Here is a 24,332-nt window from a genome sequence, read left to right as displayed (position 1 = left end):
GGCTGGTGGAGCGGACAGGACCCCCGGCCCGGAACGCCGCTGATCCAACAGGGGGAAGCATGCCACAGGTAGCGGGCGGGACGCACCATGTCCTGAGCATCGGCGAGTTATCGGACCGCAGTGGAGTGGCGCCGTCGGCCCTTCATTTCTACGAACGCAACGGGCTCATCTCCTCCGAGCGCACTCCCGGCAACCAGCGCCGCTACCGCCGGGATGCGCTGCGCCGCGTGGCGTTCATCCGGGTGTCGCAGCGCGTGGGCATTCCGTTGAAGGACATCCGCGCCGCCTTGGATTCCCTGCCGGAAGGGCGCACTCCCACAAAACGGGACTGGTCGAGGCTGTCCCGGCTGTGGCGCTCGGAACTGGACGCCCGGATCGAGGCGCTCGAGCACCTCCGGAGCGACCTCGACGGCTGCATCGGCTGCGGCTGCCTGAGCCTGAAGGCCTGCCGGCTGCAGAACCCGGAGGACAGCCTGGGCGACGGCGGCACGGGCGCCCGCCGCTGGGACGCCGCAGGCAGCCAGGGCGGCAGTTAACCGCCGGAGCGCGACGACGGCGGCTAACCGCCCAGTTGCAGGCCAACTGCCGGCACAACGGCGCCGGTGGTGGTCGAGTCAGGATTCAGCATCCAGCCCACGCGCTTGACGCTGCTGAGCATCACCACGCTCTCCACGAGTTCGATCCCGGGGATGCGCTGCTGCAGCGCGAGCTCCTGGGTCAGGACGTCTGCCACGGACTGCAGCCACATGATGATCACAAAGTTGGTCCGCCCGGTGGTGGAGGCGGCAAGGCGGACGTTGCGGAACCCGCGGATCTCGGCGGCCGCGGCATCGTGCTGGCCGGCCGGCACATTGGCGAACCACTGGCAGGTGACCGGATAGCCGGAGAACTTCTGGGCCACCTCGCAGCGGAACGACAGCACATGGCTGGCCAGCACCCGGTTCAGCTGGCGCTGGACGGTGGCGGGGTGCCGGTCCAGGGCGCGGGCGATGTCCGCCGCCGTCGCCCTGCCGTCCCTGGCCAGGAACGGCAACAGGTCACGGTGGCTGGCAGGCAGTGGCTCATGCGTTGACGACGGCGGTGCGGAGCCGGCAGCCTCCGGGCCGGCCTTGGCCCGCAGTGCAGCGACCTGGCCGCGGTCCAGCACGTTGAGCCGCCAGGAGTAGGCACCGGTGTGAAGCCGGGTGCACAGCGCCGTCTGGTATTTCACCAGCCCGTCGATGTCCTTGAGCCGCGAGGCCACGGCGGTGCCGAATTCCTCCAGGGAAGCCGTGATCGCCGTCAGCATGAGGTCGCGGTTGCTGGCCGCTTCGTCCACCGTCACGATTTCCGGGACGGCGGCCAGTGCCTCCGTCACATCGTCACGGCGGTGCATCTCGCACTCCACGTCCACGAACGCCAGGCACATCTGTTGCGGATCGCCCATGAGGTGTGCCGTGACCCAGGACGCCCCGGCGGACCGCAGCCGTTCCCAGCGGGCCGCGAGCGTGGTGGCGTGGACGCCCAGCACCTCGGCGGCGTCCGCCCAGCTCAGCCGCGGCGCGATCTGGAGCGCGTTGATGAGGGCCAGGTCCTCTTCGGTCAGCTCCACGTCAGCCCCCTCCTCTAGTGCACGAATCCAGCCAAATATAGCTTCCAATTGCATTTTTCCAGCGGTTTCGTTCGGTGTGAAGCAGGTCACGCCAGACTGGTGGCAGCAACACGACCCCTGCACGAGGAGAATAGATGCCGATCACCACCGACGCCCGCGAACTCCAGCCGGACCTTGCCCGCTTCCGCCATTCCATGCACCAGGAACCCGAAATCGGACTGGAACTGCCCCGGACGCAGGAGAAGGTGCTTCAGGCCCTGGACGGCCTGCCCTACGAAATCACCCTGGGCAAGGACACCACGTCGGTCACTGCGGTGCTGCGCGGCTCGGGAACCCCCTCTTCGGCAGACAGGCCCGCCGTCCTGCTCCGCGCCGACATGGACGGACTTCCGGTGCAGGAAAAGACCGGCGTCGAGTACACGTCTCGGATCGACGGCGCGATGCACGCCTGCGGCCACGATCTCCACACGGCCATGCTCACCGGCGCCGCCACCCTGCTGGCCGAACGCCGCCACCAGTTGGCCGGGGACGTTGTCCTGATGTTCCAGCCCGGCGAAGAGGGCTTCGACGGCGCCAGCTACATGATCCGCGAAGGCGTGCTGGATGCCCCGGGCCGCCGTGTGGACGCCGCCTACGGGATGCACGTGTTCTCCGCGCTCGAACCCCACGGCACGTTCTGCACCAAACCCGGCGTGATGCTCAGTTCATCCGACGGCCTCGTAGTCACCGTCCTGGGCGCCGGCGGCCACGGCTCGGCCCCGCATTCGGCCAAGGACCCGGTAACTGCCGCTGCCGAGATGGTCACCGCCCTGCAGGTAATGGTCACGCGCCAGTTCAACATGTTCGATCCCGTGGTCCTCTCCGTCGGCGTCCTCCAGGCCGGCACCAAGCGCAACGTCATCCCGGAGACAGCCCGGATCGAAGCCACCATCCGCACGTTCTCCGAAGCGTCCAGGCAGAAAATGATGGCCGCCATCCCCCAACTGCTGCGCGGCATCGCCTCGGCGCACGGGCTGGACGTCGACGTCGAGTACCTCGAGGAGTACCCGCTGACCATCACCGACGAGGACGAGACGCATACCGCCGAAAACGTCATCGCCGGCCTCTTCGGCGAATCCCGGCTCTCCCGCTGGGCCACACCGCTGAGCGGCTCGGAGGACTTCTCCCGGGTCCTGGCGGAGGTCCCGGGCACGTTCGTCGGGCTGAGCGCCGTCCCCCGCGGCACCGACCACGCCACGTCACCGTTCAACCACTCCCCGTACGCATCGTTCGACGACGGCGTGCTGGCTGACGGGGCCGCCCTCTACGCGGAACTCGCCGTAGCCCGCATCGCGGCGCTTGCGGCAGCTCCGGCGTCGGCCGCCTCCTGACCGCCACTCCCCAACCGCATCTCCTGACCCGCCCCTTCCAGGAAGAGAACCATGACCACCACAGCTAACCTCCACCGCACAGACGCAAAGTCCATGCGGAAAACCATTGTCGGCACCGGAATCGGCAACGCCGTGGAATGGTACGACTGGGCCATCTACGCGACGTTCACGCCCTTCATCGCCGGCCAGCTCTTCAGCAAGGCGGATCCGGCGTCGGCCGTCCTGTCCACCCTGGCGATCTTCGCCGTCGGCTTCGTTGCCCGCCCGTTCGGCGGCTTCCTGTTCGGCTGGATCGGCGACCGCGTGGGCCGGAAGACGTCCATGACGCTGGCCGTGGGGCTGGCGTCCCTGGGCAGCCTCATGATCGGCATCGCACCGACGTTCGCGAGCGTCGGCGCCTGGGCCTCCCTCATGCTGCTCGTGGCACGGCTGGTCCAGGGCCTGGCCCACGGCGGGGAGCTCCCGTCGTCGCAGACGTACCTGTCCGAGATGGCACCGAAGGAAAAGCGTGGCTTCTGGGCCACCCTGATCTACACCTCCGGCACGGTGGGAATCCTGTTCGGCACGCTGCTCGGGGCTGTCCTGAACATGGTGCTCAGCACCGAGGTCATGAACGCCTGGGGCTGGCGCATCCCGTTCCTGATCGGCGCGGCCTTGGGCCTGTACGCCCTGATCATGCGGTCCCGGCTGCACGAGACGGAAGCCTTCGAGGGCGAGGCCGCAGCCGAGAAGCGAGCACCGATCTGGCCGCAGATTGTCAGGCACCGCAAGCAGGCCCTCCAGGTCATCGGCCTGACCGTCGGCCTCACGGTGATCTACTACATCTGGGGCGTGGTGGCCCCCAGCTACGCCACCACCGCGCTGAAAATCGACCGCGGCGAAGCGCTGTGGGCAGGCGTTATCGGGAACATCGTGTTCATCGCCGCGCTGCCGTTCTGGGGCAAGCTCTCGGACCGGATCGGCCGCAAGAAGGTGCTGTGGTCCGGGGCCATCGGGGCCGGCGTGATGCACTTCCCCATGACCTGGCTGTTGAAGGATTCGGCCTGGCAGCTGGCGGTGGCCATGTCCGTGATGCTCATCTTCATCGCAGCCAGCGCCGCGATTGTGCCGGCCGTCTACGCCGAGCTGTTCCCCACCAGCATCCGGACCGTGGGCGTGGGCGTTCCGTACTCCATTTGCGTGGCAGTCTTCGGCGGCACGGCACCGTACCTGCAGCAGTGGCTCGGCACGTCACTGCAGATGCCCGGCCTGTTCAACGTCTACGCCGTTATGCTACTGGCCATCAGCGCGGTGTTTGTGTTCACCATCCCGGAAACCAGGGGCAAGGACCTGACGCACTAGCTCCCCGAAGCGCCGTGAACCTCAGCCCCCGATGAACCGGTTCCGGCCCGCGCGGTAGCCAAACACCGCAGCCAGCACGCCGACCACCAGGAAAAGCACTCCCGCGGCCGTGAAGGATCCGGTGGCCTGGTGCAGCTGGCCCACCATCAGGGTGCCTGTGGACCCCAGCCCGTAGCCGACGCCCTGCATCATCCCGGACAGGTGCGCGGCGGTGTGGCCGTCCCGGGTCCGGAGCATGATCATGGTCAGCGCCACGGCGGTGAGACTCCCCTGACCGAGCCCCAGCAGGCCGGTCCACACCCAGATGAAGTCGAGCGGTCCGAAGATGCTCAGGGCGAAGCCGCCGCCGGTCATCAGCGCCACCACCGCGTTGATGGCCCGCTGGTCACGGAACCTCGCCGCGAGCGCCGGGGCGAACAGGGAACCGAGCATCTGCAGCCCGATCGACACGGACACCATCAGCCCGGCCGTCCCGCCGTCCACGCCGCGCTCCCTCAGGATGGGCGCCAGCCACGCGAAGACGCTGAAGGACATCATGGCCTGCAGCACCATAAAAACCGTCACCTGCCAGGCCACGGCCGAGCGCCACACGTTAACGCCGTCGGAGACGGCGTGGTGCCGGACCGGGCGTTGCCGCAGCGCCACTGGCAGGAACAGCAAAAGTACGACGGCGGCAGGCACCGCCCAGAACCACAGCGCCGAGGTCCACTCCCCCGTCGCCGCGAAGACAGGGTAGGTAAAGCCGGCTCCCAGCGCGGCCGAAGCACAGATGGCGGTGGTGTACAGCCCGCCCATCAGCCCGAGCCGGTGCGGAAAATCGCGTTTCACGAGCCCTGGCAGGAGGACGTTGCAGAGCGCGATGGCCGCGCCGCAGGCCGCCGTTCCGGCCAGGAGCGCGGGCAGGTGGCCTGCCTCCGGGACCAGACCGCCGGTATCCAGCGGCCGCAGCAGCAACCCGGCCGTGAGCACCGCCATGGCGCCCAGCAGGACACGCTCGGCCCCAAACCGCCGTGCCAGGACCGGAGCGAGCGGAGCAAAGACGCCCAGGAGGGTGACGGGCACGGTGGTCAGTACAACGACGGCCCAGCCCGGCAGGCCGGCGTCGGACCTGATCTCGGGCAGCACCGCGGCGAAACTGGAGAACACCGTGCGCAGGTTCAGGCCGATCAGCACCAGGCACAGCCCGAGATACACCAGCGCGCGGCGGCTGCCCGGGCCGCCCGGAAGCGCGGTGGGGGACGCGGCCGGAACGTCGTCTATTTCGGCATCGACCAGGAGGTCCGGCCCGTCTGCGGGCTTTGGGGCAGTCACGCGACCCATTCTGTCAGCCTGCCGGATTAGGCTGGGGCATGACCGAAGAGGAAGCAACCTGGCATGAAGCCCACAAAGCCACTCTGAGCAGGGGTGAAAGGGCCGCCGATGTGATGCGGAACAGCATGGGCAGTTGGCGGTTCGTCGCCGGATTCATTGTGTTCATGCTGTTGTGGGCGGCCATGAATTCGTGGGTCCTCTCCTCCAGGGGCTGGGACCCGTACCCCTACATACTCCTGAACCTGTTCCTGTCCATGCTCGCCGGACTCCAGGGCGCCATACTGCTGATTGCAGCCAAACGGCAGGACGCCATTGCGGCCGCGATGGCCCAGCACGACTACGACACTGACCTGCAGGCCAAAGCCGAGATTGAACGGCTCACCATCATCAACAACGAACAGCTGGAAATCCTGCGGGAATTGCGCGTCCTGGCCGGCCAATCCGCCCGAGGCTGATTCATCTATTCTGGAAGGGATGAGCGAAACCCCAGAAACCCCCCAGCCTCCGCATGTCCCGCGGCCAGTAACACCCGGCACCCAGGCGTCATTTGGCACCTACGGCGGCAGACCCGTCAGCTTTGTGCGCCGCGGAACCCGGCTGCAGGGCCGCCGCCAGGCTGCCTGGGAGGAGCACGCCGAACGCTGGGCTGTGGACGTCCCCCGGCACGTCGCAAACACGTCGGTGCATCCGGACTACACGTTCGACGCCGAAGCCGAGTTCGGACGCACCGCGCCCCTGATTGTGGAGATCGGTTCCGGCCTGGGCGACGCCATCTGCCACGCCGCCGAGCAGAACCCGGACACGGACTTCCTGGCCGTCGAGGTCTACACACCAGGCCTGGCCAACACCATCATCAAGATCAACAGCCGCGGACTGAAGAACGTGCGTGTGGTCGAGGCCAACGCCCCGGAGGTCCTGGCCACCATGCTTCCCGCCGGTTCCGTCACTGAACTGTGGGTCTTCTTCCCGGACCCGTGGCACAAGTCCCGGCACCACAAACGCCGCCTCATCCAGCCGGAATTCGCAGATCTCGCGGCACGGGCGATCACGCCGGGCGGGCTCTGGCGGATCGCCACAGACTGGTCCAACTACGCCGTCCACGTCCGCGACGTCCTGGCCGGTTCAGCGGATTTCGAGAACCTGCACACCGGCCAGCGCCGTGGCCCGGAAAGTCCCCTCACCCAGGTGTGGCAGTCCGGCGTCGAGTCCCTGGTGGGCGGTGCACCGGTCCGTGAGGGCCGCGCCCCGGTGAGCACCGCGCACACCGGCCCGAACGAGGGCATCGACGAAACCGGCGGCTGGGCCCCGCGCTTCGAAGGCAGGATCCGCACCAGCTTCGAAGCCAAGGCACACGAAGCCGGCCGGCTGATCTTCGATCTCTGCTACCGCCGCCTGTAGCCGCCGGCGCCAAATGCGAGGCGCCTGGCCGGCGGCAGCCTAGGCGGTCCTGATGGAGGACACGATCTCCTTCAGCAGGTCCACGCGCGGCTCGATCTCGGGGTTGGCGTAGGGCCAGATGACCATAACGCCGATAAACCTGTTGCTTTCCCAGACGCCCACGCTGGCGGCCACCCTCGCGTCGCCCTCGGCGTCCGTGTAGCCCACCAGGACGGCGTACGCGGACCTGCCGGGAATATTCAGTTCACCTTCGGTGAGCAGGGTCCCCTTGCGCTCTTCGAGGTAGAACTCGGACATCAGGTGTGCCCAGCCGTTGGCCTGCGGAGCGCCCTGGGCCGATGTGTCGTCCTTGATGACGGTGACCAGGACATCGCCCAACAGGCCGTACTGCTCGGTGCCGGGTCCGGCCGAGGAGTCTTCGAGTACCTGGGTGTGTTCGGGGAAGTCGGCAATGAAGCCGAGCGGGGATTCGATGTGCACGTCAGAGCCTTTCGAGCTTCGTGTCGTTCGGGACCTTATAGTACGTGGACACGTTGGTGGTGGCCTGGTTCTCGGTCTTGACCTCCACCTCGCCCAGCTTGACGTCGAAACCGGCCTGGTTGGACGCCGTCACCACGGTGTTGACCTGCACGGTGGCGGAGCCGGCCTCGTAGAGCCTGGCGGCGTCCGAAGCCGCCGCGGCGTCGTTGCCCAGCGCCACATTCCGCATGTAACTGTCGATCACGGCCTTGTTCTCCGGCGAGTAGTCAACGTTGATCTTCACCGTGCCCTGGGTGCCAGCCGTCACGGTGGACTCCACCTTGGCGGCCTTCACATCGGTGCCTGCGGTGGCGCCTTCAGCGACAGTGCCTTCGAGGGAGACGGAGACCGACTCAATGTTGTTGCCCTTGTCCATGTTCACTTCCAGGCCGCCCTTGCCGGACGCTTCAAAGACCCGCCCGTCCAGGTCCAGTTTGCCTTGCGCCGACACCTCACCGCTGGCAGTGGCCGTGCCGTCCGTCAGGTTCCGCTCGTAGGCAAGGTCCAGCTTGGCCGACCCGGACGCGGGGCCGGACTCGGCCTCGGCTTCCAGTGACAGCGTCCCCTTGGCTTTGTCGGTCTGACCGGTTGATCCGTTGTCTTCGGCGGCCTCGTTGATGGTGTCCAGGATGTAGCCCGGCGGGTTTCCGGCAACGTCCTTGATTTCGCCCACGCTGTCCGGCGGGAGGTCCCTGTACATCTGTTCCCGGGCAGCCCTGGCTTCCTCGACGCTGCCGAACGTGTACTCGCGGGATACCTCTCCGCTGAGCGTGACGCCGGCGGTCCCCGAGGTGTCGTTGACGCCCAGGCCCATGTTTCCGTACACCTTCATGGTGGCCGAACCGTCAGCGTTCTCCACCACTTGAGTGCCCACCTCCGCGCCGCCGTGGACCCAGGCAACCCTGGCTTCGATGGAGGCCTTGCCGGACTCGGTGTAGACGGGAATGTCCGACTTGGCGAGCTCCTGGAGGTGCCGTTTGGCCTGCTCCTGCGCGGATTCCGGGATGCCGCCGTCCATCCTCATGAGGTCTTCGGCGAAAGGGCCATCCTCCCCTTCACCTTCGATCAGGTACTGGCGGTCCTTGGCGGAGAGGCTGTCCCACCATTTCGCCTGCTCCTCCGGGCTCGCGTCCAGCATCTTAGCCAGGCCCTGTTCGAGTTCCTCGCGGTGGGCAGCAGCTTCGGCTGCCTTTTCAGCCTGCTCCTTGAGCCATTGCTTGGCCTGGCTGGCCAAGGTCTGGAGCTTGTCCCAGACGCTGCTGCCGGAGCCGCCGCCCGCTGAGGCGCGGGACGCTTTTTCCTGCTCGTCGGCGTTTTTTAGCAGGATTTTGGAGTTCTCCCGCAGGCTGGACACAACGCGTTCCAGGCTGGGGCGGTGGCTGCCGGTCCAGTCCTGGCGGAAACGGTCGCCGTCGTGACCTTTCCACGGTGCAGCCTGGATCTGGCCCTGCAGCGACGTTGCCCTGAAGCTGAGAAGCGAGGCTGCCCTGTCCACGGCTTTGGCCAGCTCGCGCAACTGGCTGACGTCAGCGCCATACATGGTCATGGTGTCTCCCCAACAGAAGTTTGCGGCCCGGGGCCGCCGTTTGACCATATCGTTCCACAGCTTCCCTGATGCGGCGATGGGCATCACTCCCCATCAGCCCGCGGGCTGTTCGGGAGCGCCTTCCCGTGGCACGATTGGCCTTGTGGTGGGGGCACACACAATTGCGCTCCCCGGGCGCTTGCACAAAGGAACCACCATCAAAAGAGAACTCAGGCAAGCCGCGGATGCGGCGGAGGATGCCACAAATTCACGCGCGTTGGAGCTGTTTGCGAGGGCAGGGTTCGCGGCCAGCGGTATCCTGCACTTCCTGGTAGGCCTCATCGCCATCCGGCTGGCCACGGGCGGCAGCGGAAGCGCCGACTTCAGCGGCGCCGTGTCAGAGCTCGCCAGCCAGCCCGCCGGGCCCTTCCTGTTGTGGGGCAGCTTCGCGGCCTGCGCGGCTTTGGCCATCTGGCAGGCCAGCGATGCGGTCTTCGACTACGGACACCTCCCCACCAAGGAAAAAGCCGGCAAGAAACTCAAGGCGGCTGCGCAGGCTTTGGTGTTCGCAGGCCTGGCCCTGACGCTGGCCTCATTTGCCATGGGAACCGGTTCCGGAGCCGACAACCAGAAGTCCGCGAGCGACCTCACCGTCAGCCTGATGAAGGCACCCGGCGGAGTGGCCCTCCTGGTCCTGCTGGGGGTTGGAATTGCCGTCACCGGGGTAATCTACGGCATCCGCGGTATCAGGAAGTCCTTCGAAAAGCACCTCATGATGCCGTCGAATCCCAGGGCGCGCACCGCCGTCACCGTGCTGGGCGTGACGGGGTACGTAGCCAAGGGCATTGTCCTGTTCCTCACCGGCCTGCTCATCGCGATCGCCACCCTGCGCGCCCACCCGGAGGAATCGACGGGCCTCGACGGCGGCCTCAAGGCGCTGCGGGACCAGCCGTTCGGCATTTACCTGCTCGCCGCGGTGGGCGCCGGACTGATCTGCTACGGCATCTACATGGTGGTCCGGGCGCGCCTGGCGAAGATGAACCAGTAGGGCCCAGTCCGCCCGGGCTAGGGTGGGGGCATGCCCCAGGTACGCGCCGAACGACTCATCCGCCTCGATCCGGAGACAGCCTTCGCCTTCTCCCAGACCACCGGCGACTTCCGGCTCAAATGGGATCCGTTTATCTCCGCCCAGGGCTGGCTTGACGGCGCCCGCGCAGCCGGAAAAGGGGTCCGGACACGCACGGTTTCCCGGATGGGCCTGGTCATGGTGAGCGAATATGTCTCCTTCGCCCCGCCCAAAAACGTGGGGATGACCATGGTGTCCGGCCCGTGGTTCTTTGAAAATTTCGGCGGCGGCTGGCGTTTCACCCCGGACGACGGCGGCACCCGCGCCGTCTGGAAGTACACCTTCTCCTGCCGCCCGGCGTGGCTGCGCCCGGTGGCCGAGCGGATTGGCAGCTGGCTGCTTGCCAAGGAGATCAACAAGCGGATTGAGGCCTTCGCCCGCGCCTGCGAGGACCCGGAGCTGGTGGCCGAGTTCCGGGCCCTTTCGGCACGGCACCCGTAACGTCCACCGCCCGCTGGCCCTCCAGCACCCGCGCACAACGCCCGGATGTGGGGCGGCCTACGGGACCGTGATCACGGCGACGGTATGCTGCGTTTCGTCGCGCAGTTCCACGCTGGCGATGCTCGCAAGCTGCACCGGCGTGGCACCGGTGACCCGGATCCTGCCGCTCGGGGTGGCCGTCCAGGCGCACGCCCGGTCCTCGCCGCCGTCGCGGTCCCTGATCCACAGCGAGAGCGTCCCGTCCAGCGGCATGCTGCTGCCGTTCACGGCGAGTTCGGTTCCCCAGGTCTTCCGGGCCAGGTCCACGCTGAAGCGCAGGCCGTCGCCGGACTGCACCGAATAGCTGGCGTCCGGCTGCGGCGGCCGGTTGATGACCGGCCCGGCGGCCAGGCCCAGGGCGAGGCAGGCGGCGGCCACGGCGCCCACCAGCGCTGCCCGCCGCCGTCGTGAGGTCCGACGGCGGGAGGCCAGTTCGTCAAGAACGGCGCGGGGCGGGGATCCGGCCGGTTCCGCCGGCACGGGGAGGCGGTGGGCTGCGGCGAGCGCCACGGCGTCCGGCACGGGGACCGCGTCCAGCAAGGCCGGCAGGCTTTCCAACTCGGCGAGTTCTGCCCTGCAGTCCGCGCAGCCCTCAAGATGGGCCTCAAAGCGCTGCGAATCGGCTGTGTCCAGGCCGCCGAGCAGGTAGGCGCCCAGCAACTGGTGCGGATCGGAGGCGTTCACCGTTCCACCCCCATTTCGTCCAGGATGGTCCGCAGGGCACGGACCGCGTAGAAGGCCCGGGATTTGACGGTTCCGCTGGGGATGTTCAGCTGCTCGGACGCCTCGTTGACAGTGAACCGGCGGTAATGCAATGCCACGAGGACGTCGCGGTGTTCGGTGCTGAGGCGGAGCAAAGCCTCCTCCATCAGGACCCTGTTGAGGAGCTCGTCAACCCGTTCCGTTGCTTCGGCGGGATCCGCGAGTTCGCGTTCCATGGCTTCCAGCGGCCGGCGCTGCGCCTTGCGGTAGTTGTCGATCATGATGTTGCGCGCTGTCCGGAACAGGTAGCTGCGCAGGCTTCCGGTGATGTCCGGGGCCTGCTGCCAGACGCGGAGCACGGTCTCCTGGACCACGTCCTCGGCCAGCTGCGGATCGCGGGAGGCGCTGAGGACAAACCGGCGCAGGGCGGCACCGTGCTCACGGTAGATGGCGGCAACCACGTCCTCGTCGAGGGGCATGCCGGCGCCTCCTGTCCCTGGTCCCGGTCTTCCTTTTGTGCAGGCTCCCACCTGCAGTTTCCTGCTGGTACGACGTCCGCCGTCCGCAAATGGTTCACTGCGCCGGAGGCAAGTGCCGGCCGGACGCCAAAAGGGGTAGCGGTCCTTTGAACCATTCTTCACCCTGGCGCGTCATACGGGTTAGCGTCCGGTGATCCGACGCCGGGCCCCAGCCGAGGAGCATTCGATGAAACAGCATCTAGGCACCGGTCTTGCCGCAATGGCCCTTCTGGCCGTCCTGGCAGGCTGCGCGGGCAGCCCGGGAACCACCAGCACCACAGCCGCCGCCACGAGCCCGGCAGCGTCCAGTCCGGCGGCCACCACCGCCGCGCCGACGGCCAGCTCACCCACCGCGGCAGCCGCCGTCGGCCTCAAGACGGCATCATCGAGTGCCGGCACTATCGTGGTGGACGCCAAGGGCATGAGCGTCTACTTCTTCACCAAGGACGTGAAGGATTCCGGAACCAGCGCATGCAAGGCGGCCTGCCTCACCATGTGGCCGCCGGTCACCAGCACGACGGCAACGCCGTCAGCGGAAGGGGTGAGCGGAACGCTTGGCACCATCGCGACGCCGGACGGCGCGAAGCAGGTGACCCTGAACGGACTGCCGCTGTACTACTACGCACAGGACAAAAAGCCGGGCGACATCCTCGGGCAGGGCGTGAGCGACGTCTGGTACCTGGCGAGCCCCGCCGGCGACATGATCAAGACAGCGTCGACAGGCTACTGACGGCGGTTTCGGTCTTCCAGGCCCTTAGGGGTGGACGCTGGGCACGGGGACCGGAGCCGTGGCAGGCAGGGGCAGGGTTGGGGGCTGCCCCTCACCGTTCAGCGGTCCTCCGGGTGCGCCCGGCGTGACGTTTTCGGGCAGGGGGTTTCCCGGCACGGGGAGGTCCGGCAGGGGAAGGTCCCCGGGATGCGTCGGTGTGGGCGTGTGCTTCGGAGCCTGGCTGTTCCCCGTTTCCGGTGTCGGAGCGGCCGGCGGGGTGCTGGCCGTTTCTCCCGGGACCGATGCCGGCGAGCCGGGCTGGGCCGGGGCAGGAGCCGGCGTTTCAACGGGTGCAGGGGCTGGTCCTCCGCCTGCGGTGGCCACGAACGACGTCACTGCATGGTGGAGCTGGCCGATGGAATCCCGGATGCCCTGGTCTGATGCAACGGCAACCGCTCCCCCTGCCGCGAGTGAGGCTGCGACGGTAAGCGTGGTGAGCGTGATCCTGCGCCGGGCACGACGGCGGGCGGCCAGCTCGTCGGTAGGGGCTGCGGGGGACACAGTTGCCGGCTGGTCGGCTGCTTCCGGCTCGGGGGCTGCGGCGAAGTGACGGCCGGGCGTGGCGTCGGGGACTGCCGCCAGGCGGGTGGTGGCTGCCGTTTGGCCAGCCGGCACAGCCCGCCCGGCCGGGGGCGCCATGAGTGCCGCCACCGCTGCGGAAGCCTCCGGCTGTCCGGCGGCGAGGCCACGGAGTTCCAGCAGGGCAGGCCGGAGCACAGCATCGTTGTCGAGTCCTGCCTCGTGGAGCAGCTGGTCGACAGTCCCGTCGGTGCGGGAGCCTGCGGTGTCACTCATGATCTGCCTGGTTTCTTCTAAGAGTCTGGTCCTTGAGGTTTTGCAGTGCCCTGCGCTGCAGCTGCTTGATGGCGCCCTGGGACTTGCCCATGATGCCGGCCACCTGTTCGATGGAAAGATCCGCCACTATCCTCAGCGCCAGGACTTCCCGGTGGTCATCGGACAGGCCTTCGAGCAAGTGGGCTGCGCTTCCGCCGGTGTGGCCGAGGGCGTGGTCCTCCGCGGAGGCGGTGCTGCGTTCGTCCTGCAGGGGGTCGTACGGAGTGAAGTCCGGCCGGCGTTCAACGCGCCGGTAGTGGTCCACCATCCGGGCATGGGCGATCGAAAAAAGCAGTGATTTGGCGCCCTGCAGCCCACCGGTCAGTTCGCCGACCTTGGGGTAGAACGCCAGGAACACGTCCTGGGTGACAGCTTCGGGATCATCCACGCCGCGGGCTTTGAGGTAGCCGAGCACTGCGCCGGAAAAGGTGCGGTAGACAGCGCCGAAGAGCACACCCGGGTCAGCGCCGGCTGTGTCTGCGAATATCTCGATATTTTCTTCGGCCAAAGTGTCTAGCACCAGTGGCTCCTCCATCCCGGGCGGTGGACCGCATCCCGGTTTCCGGAGCGGACGGTTCCGCTGCCTGTCTGGACTGCCTGTCGGATTGCCGCTTGGGCGGCCCCGTGGACGGCCCCTTGAACGGCGTCCCGGACTGCGGGAAATCCCGCCCGAAAGGGGCGGTTCCCGCAGTCCAGACTAGCCGACAGGGTCTTAGCGGGCCGAAACGGCGGGGGCGTCCACCACGTTGCCCGGCACAGCGGGAACAGCGGGTACGGCGGGAACGGCAGGCTCGCCGTCGACAGCGGGAACGGCCGGAACCGCGGGGACCTCAGGTACGGCGGGCAGCTCCGGACGCTCAGCCTTGACGGCGGCGTTGCCTTCTGCGGCAGCGGCGGCGTCAGCGGAAGCTGCACCCTGCGCGATGACGTCCGCGCAGAAAGCGTCAACGTTGGTTTCGCCCTTCGCGGCGATGGCCAGTGAGGAGAAGCCTTCGGAGGAAGCGTTGAGTCCGCCGTTGGTGAAGGCGGTGCAGAGGCCAAGTGAAGCGGCGCCGGCGGCGTCCACTGCGGTGCCGGCTGCGGCGGAGGCCTTCGCCTCAGCGGAAACCTCGTCGCCGGACACGGCTGCTTCGCCGGTCACTGCTGCGTCGCCGGAGACCTTGGCCTCAGCGGATTTCGTGGCGTCGGCAGCCAGCTGCGGTGCCGGGGCGCCGAGCAGTTCGTGGGCGGTCTGCTGTGCTTCTACGGGCAGGGCGCCGGTTGCGGCGGCCACGCCGGTTCCACCGACGGCCAGGGTGCCTGCGGCCAGGACTCCGGCGGCGACTTTGCTGGTGGCAAGAACAGTGAACAGCGACATAAAGACACTCCAAAAGCTAGGGAACAAATCAGATCCGGTTCCGCTGGGGAACCCATCACCCCCTACATCGCTGGCCGGAATGGAAAAGTTACGGCCGCCCCAAAATTCCTTGAAAAAGTGCCGCGGCCCGCTCCCGCGCGGGCACCCGCCGTCGAACTCGCGGGAACGGTTCAGGGCCGCCGGAAAGTTCCGGCGGCCCCGAACCGTTCGTGCGAGCGGGCGAACCGGGCGAACCGGGACTCACCCACGCAGCCCGGGCGAACCCGGCCCGCGAGCCCGGCGGGAATCCTACGCGTCGACCATCTCGTCGTCGTCGGCCTCTTCAAACTCGACGGCGGCGACGATTTCCTGGGTCACGGGGTCGATCATGAACGCCTCATCGTCGTCTTCGACCATGATGAAGTCGCCGTGGTCGGTGCTGAAGTGCCAGGCCAGCGCCTTCTCGCCCTGGTGCAGGTAGTTCGGGTCGCCCATTGTGATCTTCTGCAGGGTGTAGCCGGCGGTGTTGCAGAGTTCGCGGATTATGATTTCGAAGTCCGGGGCATCCTCCAGCGCATCGGCGTCGGCCTTGGCCCGGCGCTCGGCAAGGTCGGGGATGAGGGCAACGAGCCGCTCGATGTGGGCGGCAAGCTCCCCGTCGCCCAGCACCAGGAGCCCATCCTGGCCGCGGAGCCAGGCAGCGTTCAGGGCGGTGATGTTCTCCGATTCCAGGAGCTCCTCGAATTCGCCGTCCAGCTCGTCGAGGGCACGCACGCCTTCGGTGGGTTCCTCGTCGTCGTCCAGGGCACCGTCGAGGTAGCGCTCGGCGTCCTCCTCGGAGAGGGCATCAAACGCCTCGACGGTCCGGTTGAACAGATCCAGGTGCGCGGTGGCGCCCATGCTGGCCATGCCTTCGCGGACCAGGGTGTCCGTTTCGTCCCGGTCGGGGGAGGTGAAGACGTACTGCGCGAAGCCGCCCTCGAGGGACTGGGTGAGGTAGAAGTCCACGTAGTAGCTGCGGATTGCCACGGGGGACATTTCGTCAGTCTGGAGGAGTTCCCGGTGCATGGCATCAACCACCAGCACGTTCGCGTCCACCACCTCCTCATCGGTTGCTTCGATGCTGCCGGTGGTCAGAACGACGGGCTGCTGGCTCGCGGTCATGGTTATCCTCACGGTTGAAAGCGGGTGGTGCGCTGAACACTTTTCACGCTACGGGGACGGGGTAGGCGCCCGGTTGAGGCCCAGGTGAACGTCAAGCGAAGTTTGGGCGCCCGTTTCTGCGAACTAAGATGGATCAGATAACCATCGATCGGACACGGGTCCACCGTGGCCAGCTGAAAGTAGCGCGCACCATGCCATCCCAACCGGACGAGAGTGCGGCACTGGCAATACAGACACCCGCCATCAACGACCGCTCGCTCGCGGCCGGGCTGGCGTATGCCATGGGCAGCCGGGTTTCCGGCATTTCCTTCGACGCCGCCACCGGGCTGATGCTGGGCAAAGTCCGCGGAGGCGCCGACGTTCCGTACTCCACCACGGCCAAGCTGGTCCGGAAAACGGGCGGCTGGAGCTGCACCGTGGGCGTGTGCAGCTGCCCCGTCCGCAAGGATTGCAAGCATGTGGCCGCGCTCCTTTTCGCGGCGGAGGACAACCCCGCCATCCGTGTCCAGCTCCTGGCCCCGGCCGAGGTCTCGCGGCTTTCCCGCCAGCCCGCCAGCCTGGACCTGGCCGACTGGGAGCAGGCCCTGAGCCCGCTCATTTCCCAGCCCGGCATCACCCAGTCCAGCAATGGCATCCCCCTGGCCCTCCAGTTCGAGATTGAGGAGCCCGCCCCGCACTTCTCCTACACAGGCCGCCGCGACCCGCTCCGCAGCGTGCGCCAGCTCAAGGCCCGGCCCGTGATCATGGGGAGCAAGGGCAAGTGGATCCGCGGCGACGTCTCCTGGAACACGCTCAGCTACCTGAATTTCCGGCGCGAATGCAACGAGTCGCACATCGAGTGGATGCAGACCTTCCTGGCTGCGCACACCGCCGCCGCCAACCGGGTGCACAACTCCTCGGCGCTGTGGCTGGGCCTGAACACTTTTGCCGGAAAAAACATGTGGGGCCTGCTCGCCGACGCCAAAAAGATCGGCCTCGCGCTGGTCCACAGCCGCGGCACTGAGCCGGTCCGGCTCGCCGAGTCTCCCGCAGCCGTCGGGCTCAACCTGAGCCGCCATGGCTCACCCGTGAGCGGGGAGGCTTCCGGCGCTTCAGCGCCGGAAAGAACGGACGACGGCGGCGGGCTGGAACTCGCGCCCACCATCACCGTTGAGGGGGAAGAGGTTGATCCGGCATCGGTGGGGACCATCGGCCGCCCCGCGCACGGCATCTTCCTCACCACGGGCGGCGAAGCGTTGCCCGGGGTGTCCGTTGACTCCGTAATCACCCTGGCCCCGCTGGAAAGCGGGCTGAGCGAGGAACTGCTGACGTTCGTGACGGCCGGCAGCACGCTGCATATCCCGGCCAAGGACGAGACCCGCTTCCTTACCGGTTTCTACCCGAAGCTTAAGCAGGCCGCCCGCGTCACCGCGAAGGACGAGTCCGTGGAGCTGCCTTCACTGGCCGTCCCCACCCTCTCGCTGCTGGCCAATTACGGCGCGGACCACCGGGTCCGGCTGCACTGGGAATGGCATTACAGGACCGGGAACCTGGTCACCGCCCAACCCCTGTGGCGGCACCCCGGCGACCACGGCTACCGCGACGACACCGCCGAGGCCCGCATCCTGGAGGGCATCGGCCAGCCCTGGAACGTGGTCCCTGCCCTGGGCGAGTCCGCCACCGCGGGCTGGGGAACCCCCCGCCTCGCCGCATCGGTGGAGCTGAGCGGCCTGGACACACTGGCTTTCACCGAGGACGTCCTGCCGGTGCTGCGCCAGGCGCCGGACGTGGCCGTGGACACCGCCGGCGACATCGCCGACTACCGCGAGGCCGAGGAAGCGCCCGTGGTCTCCATTTCCACCAAGGCCACGGAGCAGCGCGACTGGTTCGACCTTGGCATCCAGATTTCGCTCGAGGGCCAGCCTGTCTCGTTCGCGGCCGTGTTCTCCGCGCTGGCGGCAGGCCAGACCAAGATGCTGCTGCCCAGCGGCGCCTACTTCTCCCTGGACCTTCCGGAGCTGCATCAGCTGCGGGCCCTGATCGAGGAGGCCCGGTCGCTGCAGGACAACAAGGACGCTCCGCTGCAGATCAGCCGCTTCCAGGCCGGGCTCTGGGACGAACTCGCGCACCTGGGCATCGTGGACCAGCAGGCCGCGGCCTGGCGCTCCGCGGTAGGCGGTCTGCTCGAAGGCGGGATCGACGGGCTGCCGCTGCCGTCGTCGTTGAACGCAGAACTCCGCCCGTACCAGCTGGAGGGCTTCAACTGGCTCAGCTTCCTGTACAAGCACAGCCTGGGCGGGGTGCTCGCCGACGACATGGGCCTGGGCAAGACCGTGCAGGCCCTGGCGCTGATGTGCGCGGCCAAGGAACACGGCGCCATTTCCCTTGACGGCTCGCCGGCAGACAGTTCGTCTGTTGGCACCGGCGTTCCCGCGCCCTCCGGAACCACCGCGCCCGACGGCGGCACTCCCTTCTTGGTGGTGGCCCCCACCAGCGTCGTGGGCAACTGGGCGGCGGAAGCGGCGCGATTCGCCCCCGGCCTTACCGTTCGGACCGTCAGTGAGACGTTCGCCAAGAACGGCCAGGACGCCGCCGTCGAACTGGGCGGCGCGGACATCGTGATCACCTCCTACGCGCTGTTTCGGATCGACTACGACTCGTACGCTTCCAAGACCTGGGCGGGGCTGGTGCTGGATGAGGCCCAGTTCGTGAAGAACCACCAGTCCAAGGCGTACCAGTGCGCCCGGAAGCTGCCCGCGATTTTCAAGCTGGCCATCACCGGCACCCCGCTGGAGAACAACCTCATGGAGTTCTGGGCGCTGACGTCCATCGTGGCGCCGGGCCTGTTCTCCAGCCCCAAGCGGTTCGCCGAGTACTACCAGAAGCCGGTGGAAAAGAACGGCGACAAGGGGCAACTGGATAAGCTCCGCCGTCGGGTCCGTCCGCTGATGATGCGCCGCACCAAGGACCAGGTCATCCAGGACCTGCCGCCCAAGCAGGAGCAGATCCTTGAAGTGGTGCTGAACCCGCGGCACCAGAAGGTCTACCAGACGCACCTGCAGCGCGAGCGGCAGAAGATCCTGGGCCTGATCGAGGACGTCAACAAAAACCGGTTCACCATCTTCCAGTCGCTGACCCTGCTCCGTCAGCTCAGCCTGGATGCCTCGCTGGTGGATCCGTCGCTCTCGGGTGTGCGGTCTTCGAAGCTGGATGTGCTGTTCGAGCAGCTGGAGGACCTCGTCGCCGAGGGCCACCGCGCGCTGATCTTCAGCCAGTTCACCGGGTTCCTCGGCAAGGTCCGGGAGCGGCTGGTGGAGGAGAAGATCGAGTTCTGCTATCTCGACGGCGGCACCCGGAACCGTACCGACGTCGTCAATGAATTCAAGAACGGCAGCGCGCCGGTGTTCCTGATTTCGTTGAAGGCCGGCGGATTTGGGCTCAACCTGACGGAGGCCGACTACGTGTTCCTGCTGGATCCCTGGTGGAACCCCGCGTCCGAGGCGCAGGCCGTGGACCGGACGCACCGGATTGGCCAGGCGCGGAACGTGATGGTGTACCGGCTGGTGGCCAAGGACACGATCGAGGAAAAGGTCATGGCTTTGAAGGCGCGGAAATCGCAGCTGTTCGCGGACGTCATGGAAGGCGATGCGCTGTCCAGCGGTTCGATCACCGCCGAGGACCTGGCAGGGCTGTTCAAGGACTAAGCTGCCCTCCCGCCGTACTACCTACCAGCGCGAACGTACAGTTGTGGCCCTCCACAGGGCGCGCGAAACCCCTGCAAGAAGTGGTCTTGGGAGGGGTCGGAGGTTATCCACATAGGTCATTTGCTTCGCGGTTTTTGTGGGTGCCTCGCAGGATGATGGGGGTATGGGAAGCGGAGCAGCAGTGGAGTCGATGGAGGCCATGATGGCTTCCATGGCTGCGCTTGCGGTGTTGGCGGCCCGCAGTGAGGGCCGCTCTGAGTGCACCGGCCAGGACCCGCTGCGTGACCAGGCGGATGCGTGCCTGGAAGGTCTTGAAGTGACGGCCCGGCTGGAGGCCATGCTGGCCGCCAGGAAGGTGCGTTTCACCGCGGGGTTTGCCAACGTAACCCGGGCCATGTCCGCTCCGGAGGAGCAGCCGCATCAGCGCCTGGCCCGGGAGATGGGCGTCGTCGCTGAGGTCGCCTGTGCACTGACGGTGAGCGAACGGAGCGCATCAGCACTCCTGGCCGAATCCCATCAACTCACCACCACGCTGCCGCTGACCCTCGCCGCGTTGGATGAGGGGTCGATGTCGTTCCAGCACGCACGGGTCATGGTCGACGAGGCCGGCAGCCTGGACCCGGCCGGTGCCGCGGCTTTGGAGGCTCGTTTCCTGGACCCGGACGCACCCGACCCCGCTCAAGGCTGTCCGGCCGGTGAGCTGGTCCCGTCGCGGTTCCGGCAGAAGGCCAGGACGTGGCGGGAACGGCACCACCCGGTCAGCATCGAAAAACGCCATGCCAAGTGTGTCCTGGACCGGCGGCTGGAGTACGTCCCGGACCGGGACGGGATGGCGTGGCTCTCCGCGTACCTGCCCGCGGCTCAGGCTGCCGGGATCTGGAACGGCGTCACCGCCACAGCACGGGCCCTGCAGGGCCCTGCCGAGGGCCGGACCATGACCCAGCTCCGCGCCGACGTCGCCGCCAAATTGCTCCTCAGCGCCGGCTTCACCACCAGCAGCCCAACGGACGGCAGCACAGACGCCGCGGCCGCCAGTTCCGACGCTGATGGCGTGGCTGGTGGCGTTCCGGCCACCAGCACCAGCACCAGCACCAGCACCAGCACCAGCACCAGCACCAGCACCAGCACCAGCAATGATGGTGTGGCTGGTGGCGTTCCGGCCACGGACGGGGGTACCGGCAGCGATGTCCTGGCTGGCCGGGTTCCGGCCACGGACGGGGTCGATGCGGGCCGTGTTCCGTTTCCGGCGGCGCAGGTTCTGGTGACGGTGCCGGTCTTTGCCCTGATGGGCCTCACGGACGAACCGGCCGATCTCGACGGCTACGGGCCCATCCCCGCCTCGATGGCGCGGACGCTGGTCGCGGACGGGGCATCCTCGTTCCGCCGTGTCCTGCTTGATCCGCGGGATGGGGCGCCGCTGGAAATCGGACGGGAAAGCTACCGGATCCCACCGGCGATGCGCCAGTGGCTGCGGCTCCGGGACGGGAAATGTTCGTTCCCCGGCTGCAGCAACCAGTCCCTGGACAACGAAGCCGACCACCTCCTCGCCTGGGCCCACGGCGGCACCACCGGCATCACCAACCTTGAGTCACTGTGCCGCAAACACCATAGGCTTAAACACACCACAGCCTGGACACCCACCGAAGCCGGCAAAGACCAACCACCCGGCTGGACCTCACCCACCGGCCGCCACTACGCGAGCGAACACCCCGACTGGGAACCACCACAATGGCCAACCCAAATCCTGGACGAGCTCAAGATCCTGGAAGAGCTCAAGCGCTAGGATCCTGGTGCCGCCATGCCCGACGGCCCGCCACACGATGACGCCCCGATACAAGACACGTCGGGGGCAGAAGACCACACGTGCGGGAAAGCACTTTCCCGCATATGCTGTACGGAAATCTGACTAAGCCTCCTTGGAGATTTCCCATGCACCCGCAATCCGCTGCCACGGGTTCTGCCCCCGGTTCAGACCGTGAGTCGTCAGCATCCAGAATCGCCCCGCTCAGCCCTGACTCGTTCAAAACCCCCTACCGGGATCCGGTCTGGGACGGCCCCACAGACCCCATCCTGGTGCCGGACCACCTGACCGGCGATTGGGTGCTCTTCTACACCCAGCGCCGGGCAACGGAAGCCGGCCTGTCCGGCGTCGAATGGGTCCACGGCACGGCAATCGGGGTGGCCCGTTCTTCCGACGGCGGACTTAACTGGGCCTATCAAGGCACCCTGGACGGACTGGTCCCGCCGGGAACTGAACTGCCCGCCACACTCTGGGCGCCCGACGTCGTCCGGATCGGCGACCACTGGATCATGTACCTGACCGTCCTTGGCGGCGTCCGGACCGACTGGAACGGCAACGCCGCCATCGTCCAGCTCGCCAGCCGGGACCTCGTCACCTGGGAGTACCTCGGTGCCATCGACCTGGACTCCCCGCGCGTCATCGACGCGGCGGTGGCCCTGTGCGGCGACGGCCAGTACCGGCTCTGGTACAAGGACGAGGCCCGCGGATCCAACACCTACAGTGCCGTGAGCGGCACCCCGGCGGATCCGTCGTCGTGGGTTCTTGAAGGGCTGACCATTCCCGGACGGCCCCACGAAGGGCCCAAAGTCTTCAAACTTGAGGGTCAGTTCTGGATGATCGTGGACGAGTGGCGGGGCCAGGCCATCTACCGGTCGGAGGACGCCGCGGGAGGCTGGACGCGGCAGGAAGACCTTGACGGCCTCATCCTGACGGCTCCTGGAACGGCCGACGGCGGTCCCGTAGTGGGCCGGCACGCGGACGTCGTGCCGCTGGAAGCATCGGCCGATGGCAAGGAGCGCGCTTTGATCGTGTACTTCACGCATCCTCACTGGAACGGTGCTGACATCGACGGCATGGCGGCAGACCCCAAAACCCATCTCAGCCACGTCCGGGCCGCTGTATTGGAAGTCCGCGACGGCAACCTGGTTTGCACCAACGTCTGACACGGAAACAACACGCCCCGGCGCACGCACGTCACCCTGGCCCGCCACCCCGGCACCCCGGCACCTCGGCACGACAAAGGGCCGAACTGCGGAACTATAAGCCAGCTGATGCTGACACCGGTCCGCTGTTCGGCCCTGCGCCGGACTCGTTCCCCGGGCGGTGCCAGATGGCACCACCCGGGCCCCATTCAGGGAATTAAAGGGCTGTTGGATTGGGGCCTGTTGGATATCAGGTCCCGCTGGAGACCACCTAAGTGGGGATCACACGCGCTGCGGCGAACCGAGTTCCACAGGGTCTTCGTCGGTGAGGTAGGCAAGCTCCGAGTGGGCTGCAATATCGATGCCGCGGAGTTCGTCTTCAGGCTTGATCCGCAGGCCAATGATCCGGTCAAGGATCTTCGCCAGGATCCAGGTGACACCGAACGAGTACACCAGGACCGTGACAGTGGCCAGGGCCTGGACGCCCAGCAGTTCAACGCCGCCGCCATAGAAGAGGCCGCTCACTCCGTTCGGAGCTGCGTCGGTGGCGAACAGGCCGATCAGCAGGGTTCCGAGGATGCCACCCACGAGGTGGACGCCGACGACGTCGAGTGAATCGTCGTAGCCAAGGCGGAACTTCAGTTCGATGGCGAGGGAGCATACGGCACCGGCGATGGCACCGATGGCCAGGGCGCCGAGCGGGCTGACCGCGCCACAGGCGGGCGTGATGGCAACGAGGGCCGAGATCAGGCCGGACGCTGCGCCCATGCTGGTGGCCGCGCCGTGGCGGAGCCGCTCAACCAGTGCCCAGGCGAGGAGCCCGGCTGACGCTGCCACTGCCGTGTTCAGGAAAACAACGGAGGCGGACTGGCCGGCGGAGAGTGCGGAACCTGCGTTGAAGCCGAACCAGCCCACCCAGAGCAGTCCAGCACCAACGAGCACCAGCGGCCGACTGTGCGGCTTGGTGTGCTCCATCTTGGGCCAGCCGGAACTCTTGCCCAGGACAAGCGCCAGGGCCAGGGCGGCGGCACCGGCGTTCATGTGGACGGCGGTTCCACCGGCGAAGTCGATTGCCTTGATGCCGCTCGCGATCCAGCCGCCGGTAACGCTGCCGTCGGCCGAGGAGAAGGCGAACACCCAGTGTGCGATCGGGAAGTAGACGATGGTTGCCCAGATTCCGGCAAACAGCATCCAGGCGCCGAACTTCATGCGTCCGGCTGCCGCTCCCGCAACCAGGGCTGTGGTGACGCAGGCGAAGAACAGCTGGAATGCTGCGAAGAGAATCACCGGAATGGATGCTGCCTCATCTGCGGCGAGCAGCTGCCCCATGCCGGGGAATTCCGTAATGTCCCCGATGAGTCCCAGGCCGCCCACGGAATTTCCGAAGGCCATGGAGTAGCCGAAGAGCGCCCAGAGCACTGCCACCAGGCTCGCGCCGCCAAAGCACATCATCATCATGTTGAGAATGCGACGAGACCCCACCATGCCCCCGTAAAACAGGGCCAGGGCGGGGATCATCATACAGACCAGCGCAGAGCTGGCCAGAATCCAAGCGACATTTCCCGAATCCATGGGAAACCCCTTTCGTGATGCGAAGAGAGAACGGAAATTGCCGGTCAGAGCCGCTCCGGAGAAGGGACGCGGAATCAGTACCACGTTCATCGGAGGGCAGCTATTGCCGTCTGGTTCCAACTGTATGGCGGCAGTTCCGCGGTGGGTTTC

General features: G+C 67.2%; 22 protein-coding genes. 11 read left to right on the top strand and 11 right to left on the bottom strand.

The window, feature by feature from the left end:
• The first annotated feature begins 59 nt into the window (after positions 1-59).
• Complete coding sequence (gene soxR / locus J2X42_RS10980) at positions 60-536, top strand: redox-sensitive transcriptional activator SoxR (RefSeq protein ID WP_310165025.1); 477 nt, start codon at positions 60-62, stop codon at positions 534-536.
• 23 nt (positions 537-559) lie between these two features.
• Here soxR and J2X42_RS10975 read toward each other — a convergent pair whose 3' ends face one another.
• Positions 560-1,645: an Lrp/AsnC family transcriptional regulator gene (locus J2X42_RS10975; RefSeq protein ID WP_310165024.1), complete on the bottom strand. Its 1,086-nt coding sequence runs from the start codon at positions 1,643-1,645 to the stop codon at positions 560-562.
• Positions 1,646-1,725: 80 nt separating this feature from the next.
• On the opposite strand from J2X42_RS10975, the gene J2X42_RS10970 reads away from it, so the two are divergent.
• Together J2X42_RS10970 and J2X42_RS10965 are read left to right on the top strand one after the other, a co-directional pair.
• On the top strand, positions 1,726-2,961 hold the full coding sequence (locus J2X42_RS10970; RefSeq protein WP_310165021.1) for a M20 family metallopeptidase: 1,236 nt from the start codon (positions 1,726-1,728) through the stop codon (positions 2,959-2,961).
• A gap of 51 nt (positions 2,962-3,012) precedes the next feature.
• A complete protein-coding gene (locus J2X42_RS10965) occupies positions 3,013-4,302 on the top strand; it encodes an MFS transporter (protein WP_310165018.1) in 1,290 nt (429 codons plus the stop codon).
• A gap of 21 nt (positions 4,303-4,323) precedes the next feature.
• Here the strand turns inward: J2X42_RS10965 and J2X42_RS10960 are convergent, their stop codons facing one another.
• Positions 4,324-5,622, bottom strand: a complete 1,299-nt coding sequence (locus J2X42_RS10960; protein WP_396134064.1) for an MFS transporter — start codon at positions 5,620-5,622, stop codon at positions 4,324-4,326.
• Positions 5,623-5,651: 29 nt separating this feature from the next.
• Here J2X42_RS10960 and J2X42_RS10955 point away from each other — a divergent pair, with 29 nt between their 5' ends.
• Positions 5,652-6,068 (top strand): DUF1003 domain-containing protein, encoded by a 417-nt coding sequence (locus J2X42_RS10955; RefSeq protein ID WP_310165015.1) that lies wholly within the window; start codon positions 5,652-5,654, stop codon positions 6,066-6,068.
• Positions 6,069-6,087: 19 nt separating this feature from the next.
• Entirely contained in the window at positions 6,088-7,011 is a 924-nt protein-coding gene (gene trmB, locus J2X42_RS10950) for a tRNA (guanosine(46)-N7)-methyltransferase TrmB (RefSeq protein ID WP_310165013.1), read from the top strand.
• Positions 7,012-7,050: 39 nt separating this feature from the next.
• On the opposite strand, the gene J2X42_RS10945 is transcribed toward trmB, so the two are convergent.
• Complete coding sequence (locus J2X42_RS10945) at positions 7,051-7,491, bottom strand: hypothetical protein (protein ID WP_310165011.1); 441 nt, start codon at positions 7,489-7,491, stop codon at positions 7,051-7,053.
• A 1-nt stretch (position 7,492) separates the two neighbouring features.
• Entirely contained in the window at positions 7,493-9,076 is a 1,584-nt protein-coding gene (locus tag J2X42_RS10940; protein WP_310165009.1) for a hypothetical protein, read from the bottom strand.
• Between the two features lie 178 nt (positions 9,077-9,254).
• Here J2X42_RS10940 and J2X42_RS10935 point away from each other — a divergent pair, with 178 nt between their 5' ends.
• On the top strand, positions 9,255-10,103 hold the full coding sequence (locus tag J2X42_RS10935; protein ID WP_310165008.1) for a DUF1206 domain-containing protein: 849 nt from the start codon (positions 9,255-9,257) through the stop codon (positions 10,101-10,103).
• A gap of 30 nt (positions 10,104-10,133) precedes the next feature.
• The gene (locus J2X42_RS10930) at positions 10,134-10,622 is read left to right on the top strand and encodes an SRPBCC family protein (RefSeq protein ID WP_310165006.1); all 489 of its coding nucleotides are present in this window, start codon (positions 10,134-10,136) and stop codon (positions 10,620-10,622) included.
• Positions 10,623-10,679: 57 nt separating this feature from the next.
• Here the strand turns inward: J2X42_RS10930 and J2X42_RS10925 are convergent, their stop codons facing one another.
• Together J2X42_RS10925 and J2X42_RS10920 are read right to left on the bottom strand one after the other, a co-directional pair.
• A complete protein-coding gene (locus tag J2X42_RS10925) occupies positions 10,680-11,345 on the bottom strand; it encodes a zf-HC2 domain-containing protein (protein ID WP_310165004.1) in 666 nt (221 codons plus the stop codon).
• Positions 11,342-11,842, bottom strand: coding sequence for a sigma-70 family RNA polymerase sigma factor (locus tag J2X42_RS10920; RefSeq protein ID WP_310165002.1), 501 nt, complete (start codon positions 11,840-11,842; stop codon positions 11,342-11,344). The genes J2X42_RS10925 and J2X42_RS10920 overlap by 4 nt, the downstream gene beginning before the upstream one ends.
• 226 nt (positions 11,843-12,068) lie before the next feature.
• Between J2X42_RS10920 and J2X42_RS10915 the strand changes: the two genes are divergently transcribed.
• The gene (locus J2X42_RS10915; protein WP_310164999.1) at positions 12,069-12,611 is read left to right on the top strand and encodes a hypothetical protein; all 543 of its coding nucleotides are present in this window, start codon (positions 12,069-12,071) and stop codon (positions 12,609-12,611) included.
• A 24-nt stretch (positions 12,612-12,635) separates the two neighbouring features.
• On the opposite strand, the gene J2X42_RS10910 is transcribed toward J2X42_RS10915, so the two are convergent.
• The 4 genes from J2X42_RS10910 to J2X42_RS10895 all read right to left on the bottom strand — a co-directional run bounded on the left by J2X42_RS10910 (position 12,636) and on the right by J2X42_RS10895 (position 15,984).
• Positions 12,636-13,445 (bottom strand): hypothetical protein, encoded by an 810-nt coding sequence (locus J2X42_RS10910; protein WP_310164998.1) that lies wholly within the window; start codon positions 13,443-13,445, stop codon positions 12,636-12,638.
• Entirely contained in the window at positions 13,438-14,019 is a 582-nt protein-coding gene (locus tag J2X42_RS10905; protein WP_310164996.1) for a sigma-70 family RNA polymerase sigma factor, read from the bottom strand. The genes J2X42_RS10910 and J2X42_RS10905 overlap by 8 nt, the downstream gene beginning before the upstream one ends.
• A 177-nt stretch (positions 14,020-14,196) precedes the next feature.
• Positions 14,197-14,841 carry a protein tyrosine phosphatase gene (locus tag J2X42_RS10900; protein ID WP_310164995.1) on the bottom strand — a complete coding sequence of 215 codons (645 nt, stop codon included), beginning with the start codon at positions 14,839-14,841 and terminating at the stop codon, positions 14,197-14,199.
• 288 nt (positions 14,842-15,129) lie between these two features.
• Complete coding sequence (locus J2X42_RS10895; protein ID WP_310164993.1) at positions 15,130-15,984, bottom strand: hypothetical protein; 855 nt, start codon at positions 15,982-15,984, stop codon at positions 15,130-15,132.
• Between the two features lie 191 nt (positions 15,985-16,175).
• Between J2X42_RS10895 and J2X42_RS10890 the strand changes: the two genes are divergently transcribed.
• The 3 genes from J2X42_RS10890 (at position 16,176) to J2X42_RS10880 (ending at position 22,631) form a co-directional block, all read left to right on the top strand.
• On the top strand, positions 16,176-19,667 hold the full coding sequence (locus J2X42_RS10890; RefSeq protein ID WP_310164991.1) for a DEAD/DEAH box helicase: 3,492 nt from the start codon (positions 16,176-16,178) through the stop codon (positions 19,665-19,667).
• A 163-nt stretch (positions 19,668-19,830) separates the two neighbouring features.
• Entirely contained in the window at positions 19,831-21,450 is a 1,620-nt protein-coding gene (locus J2X42_RS10885) for an HNH endonuclease signature motif containing protein (protein WP_310164989.1), read from the top strand.
• A 146-nt stretch (positions 21,451-21,596) separates the two neighbouring features.
• A complete protein-coding gene (locus tag J2X42_RS10880; RefSeq protein ID WP_310164987.1) occupies positions 21,597-22,631 on the top strand; it encodes a glycoside hydrolase in 1,035 nt (344 codons plus the stop codon).
• Positions 22,632-22,892: 261 nt separating this feature from the next.
• Here J2X42_RS10880 and J2X42_RS10875 read toward each other — a convergent pair whose 3' ends face one another.
• Positions 22,893-24,182, bottom strand: coding sequence for an ammonium transporter (locus tag J2X42_RS10875; protein WP_310164985.1), 1,290 nt, complete (start codon positions 24,180-24,182; stop codon positions 22,893-22,895).
• Positions 24,183-24,332: the final 150 nt, after the last annotated feature.

This window comes from Arthrobacter sp. BE255 (assembly GCF_031457335.1).
In the GTDB taxonomy this organism is placed as follows: domain Bacteria; phylum Actinomycetota; class Actinomycetes; order Actinomycetales; family Micrococcaceae; genus Arthrobacter.
This window is presented reverse-complemented; position numbering and strand designations above follow the sequence as displayed.

Coding starts and splice junctions, on each gene's coding strand:
- soxR (WP_310165025.1), top strand. CDS start 60: ATGCCACAGGTAGCGGGCGGGACGCACCATGTCCTGAGCATCGGCGAG.
- J2X42_RS10975 (WP_310165024.1), bottom strand. CDS start 1,645: ATGCAATTGGAAGCTATATTTGGCTGGATTCGTGCACTAGAGGAGGGG.
- J2X42_RS10970 (WP_310165021.1), top strand. CDS start 1,726: ATGCCGATCACCACCGACGCCCGCGAACTCCAGCCGGACCTTGCCCGC.
- J2X42_RS10965 (WP_310165018.1), top strand. CDS start 3,013: ATGACCACCACAGCTAACCTCCACCGCACAGACGCAAAGTCCATGCGG.
- J2X42_RS10960 (WP_396134064.1), bottom strand. CDS start 5,622: ATGGGTCGCGTGACTGCCCCAAAGCCCGCAGACGGGCCGGACCTCCTG.
- J2X42_RS10955 (WP_310165015.1), top strand. CDS start 5,652: ATGACCGAAGAGGAAGCAACCTGGCATGAAGCCCACAAAGCCACTCTG.
- trmB (WP_310165013.1), top strand. CDS start 6,088: ATGAGCGAAACCCCAGAAACCCCCCAGCCTCCGCATGTCCCGCGGCCA.
- J2X42_RS10940 (WP_310165009.1), bottom strand. CDS start 9,076: ATGACCATGTATGGCGCTGACGTCAGCCAGTTGCGCGAGCTGGCCAAA.
- J2X42_RS10930 (WP_310165006.1), top strand. CDS start 10,134: ATGCCCCAGGTACGCGCCGAACGACTCATCCGCCTCGATCCGGAGACA.
- J2X42_RS10920 (WP_310165002.1), bottom strand. CDS start 11,842: ATGCCCCTCGACGAGGACGTGGTTGCCGCCATCTACCGTGAGCACGGT.
- J2X42_RS10915 (WP_310164999.1), top strand. CDS start 12,069: ATGAAACAGCATCTAGGCACCGGTCTTGCCGCAATGGCCCTTCTGGCC.
- J2X42_RS10910 (WP_310164998.1), bottom strand. CDS start 13,445: ATGAGTGACACCGCAGGCTCCCGCACCGACGGGACTGTCGACCAGCTG.
- J2X42_RS10905 (WP_310164996.1), bottom strand. CDS start 14,019: ATGGAGGAGCCACTGGTGCTAGACACTTTGGCCGAAGAAAATATCGAG.
- J2X42_RS10900 (WP_310164995.1), bottom strand. CDS start 14,841: ATGTCGCTGTTCACTGTTCTTGCCACCAGCAAAGTCGCCGCCGGAGTC.
- J2X42_RS10895 (WP_310164993.1), bottom strand. CDS start 15,984: ATGACCGCGAGCCAGCAGCCCGTCGTTCTGACCACCGGCAGCATCGAA.
- J2X42_RS10890 (WP_310164991.1), top strand. CDS start 16,176: ATGCCATCCCAACCGGACGAGAGTGCGGCACTGGCAATACAGACACCC.
- J2X42_RS10885 (WP_310164989.1), top strand. CDS start 19,831: ATGGGAAGCGGAGCAGCAGTGGAGTCGATGGAGGCCATGATGGCTTCC.
- J2X42_RS10880 (WP_310164987.1), top strand. CDS start 21,597: ATGCACCCGCAATCCGCTGCCACGGGTTCTGCCCCCGGTTCAGACCGT.
- J2X42_RS10875 (WP_310164985.1), bottom strand. CDS start 24,182: ATGGATTCGGGAAATGTCGCTTGGATTCTGGCCAGCTCTGCGCTGGTC.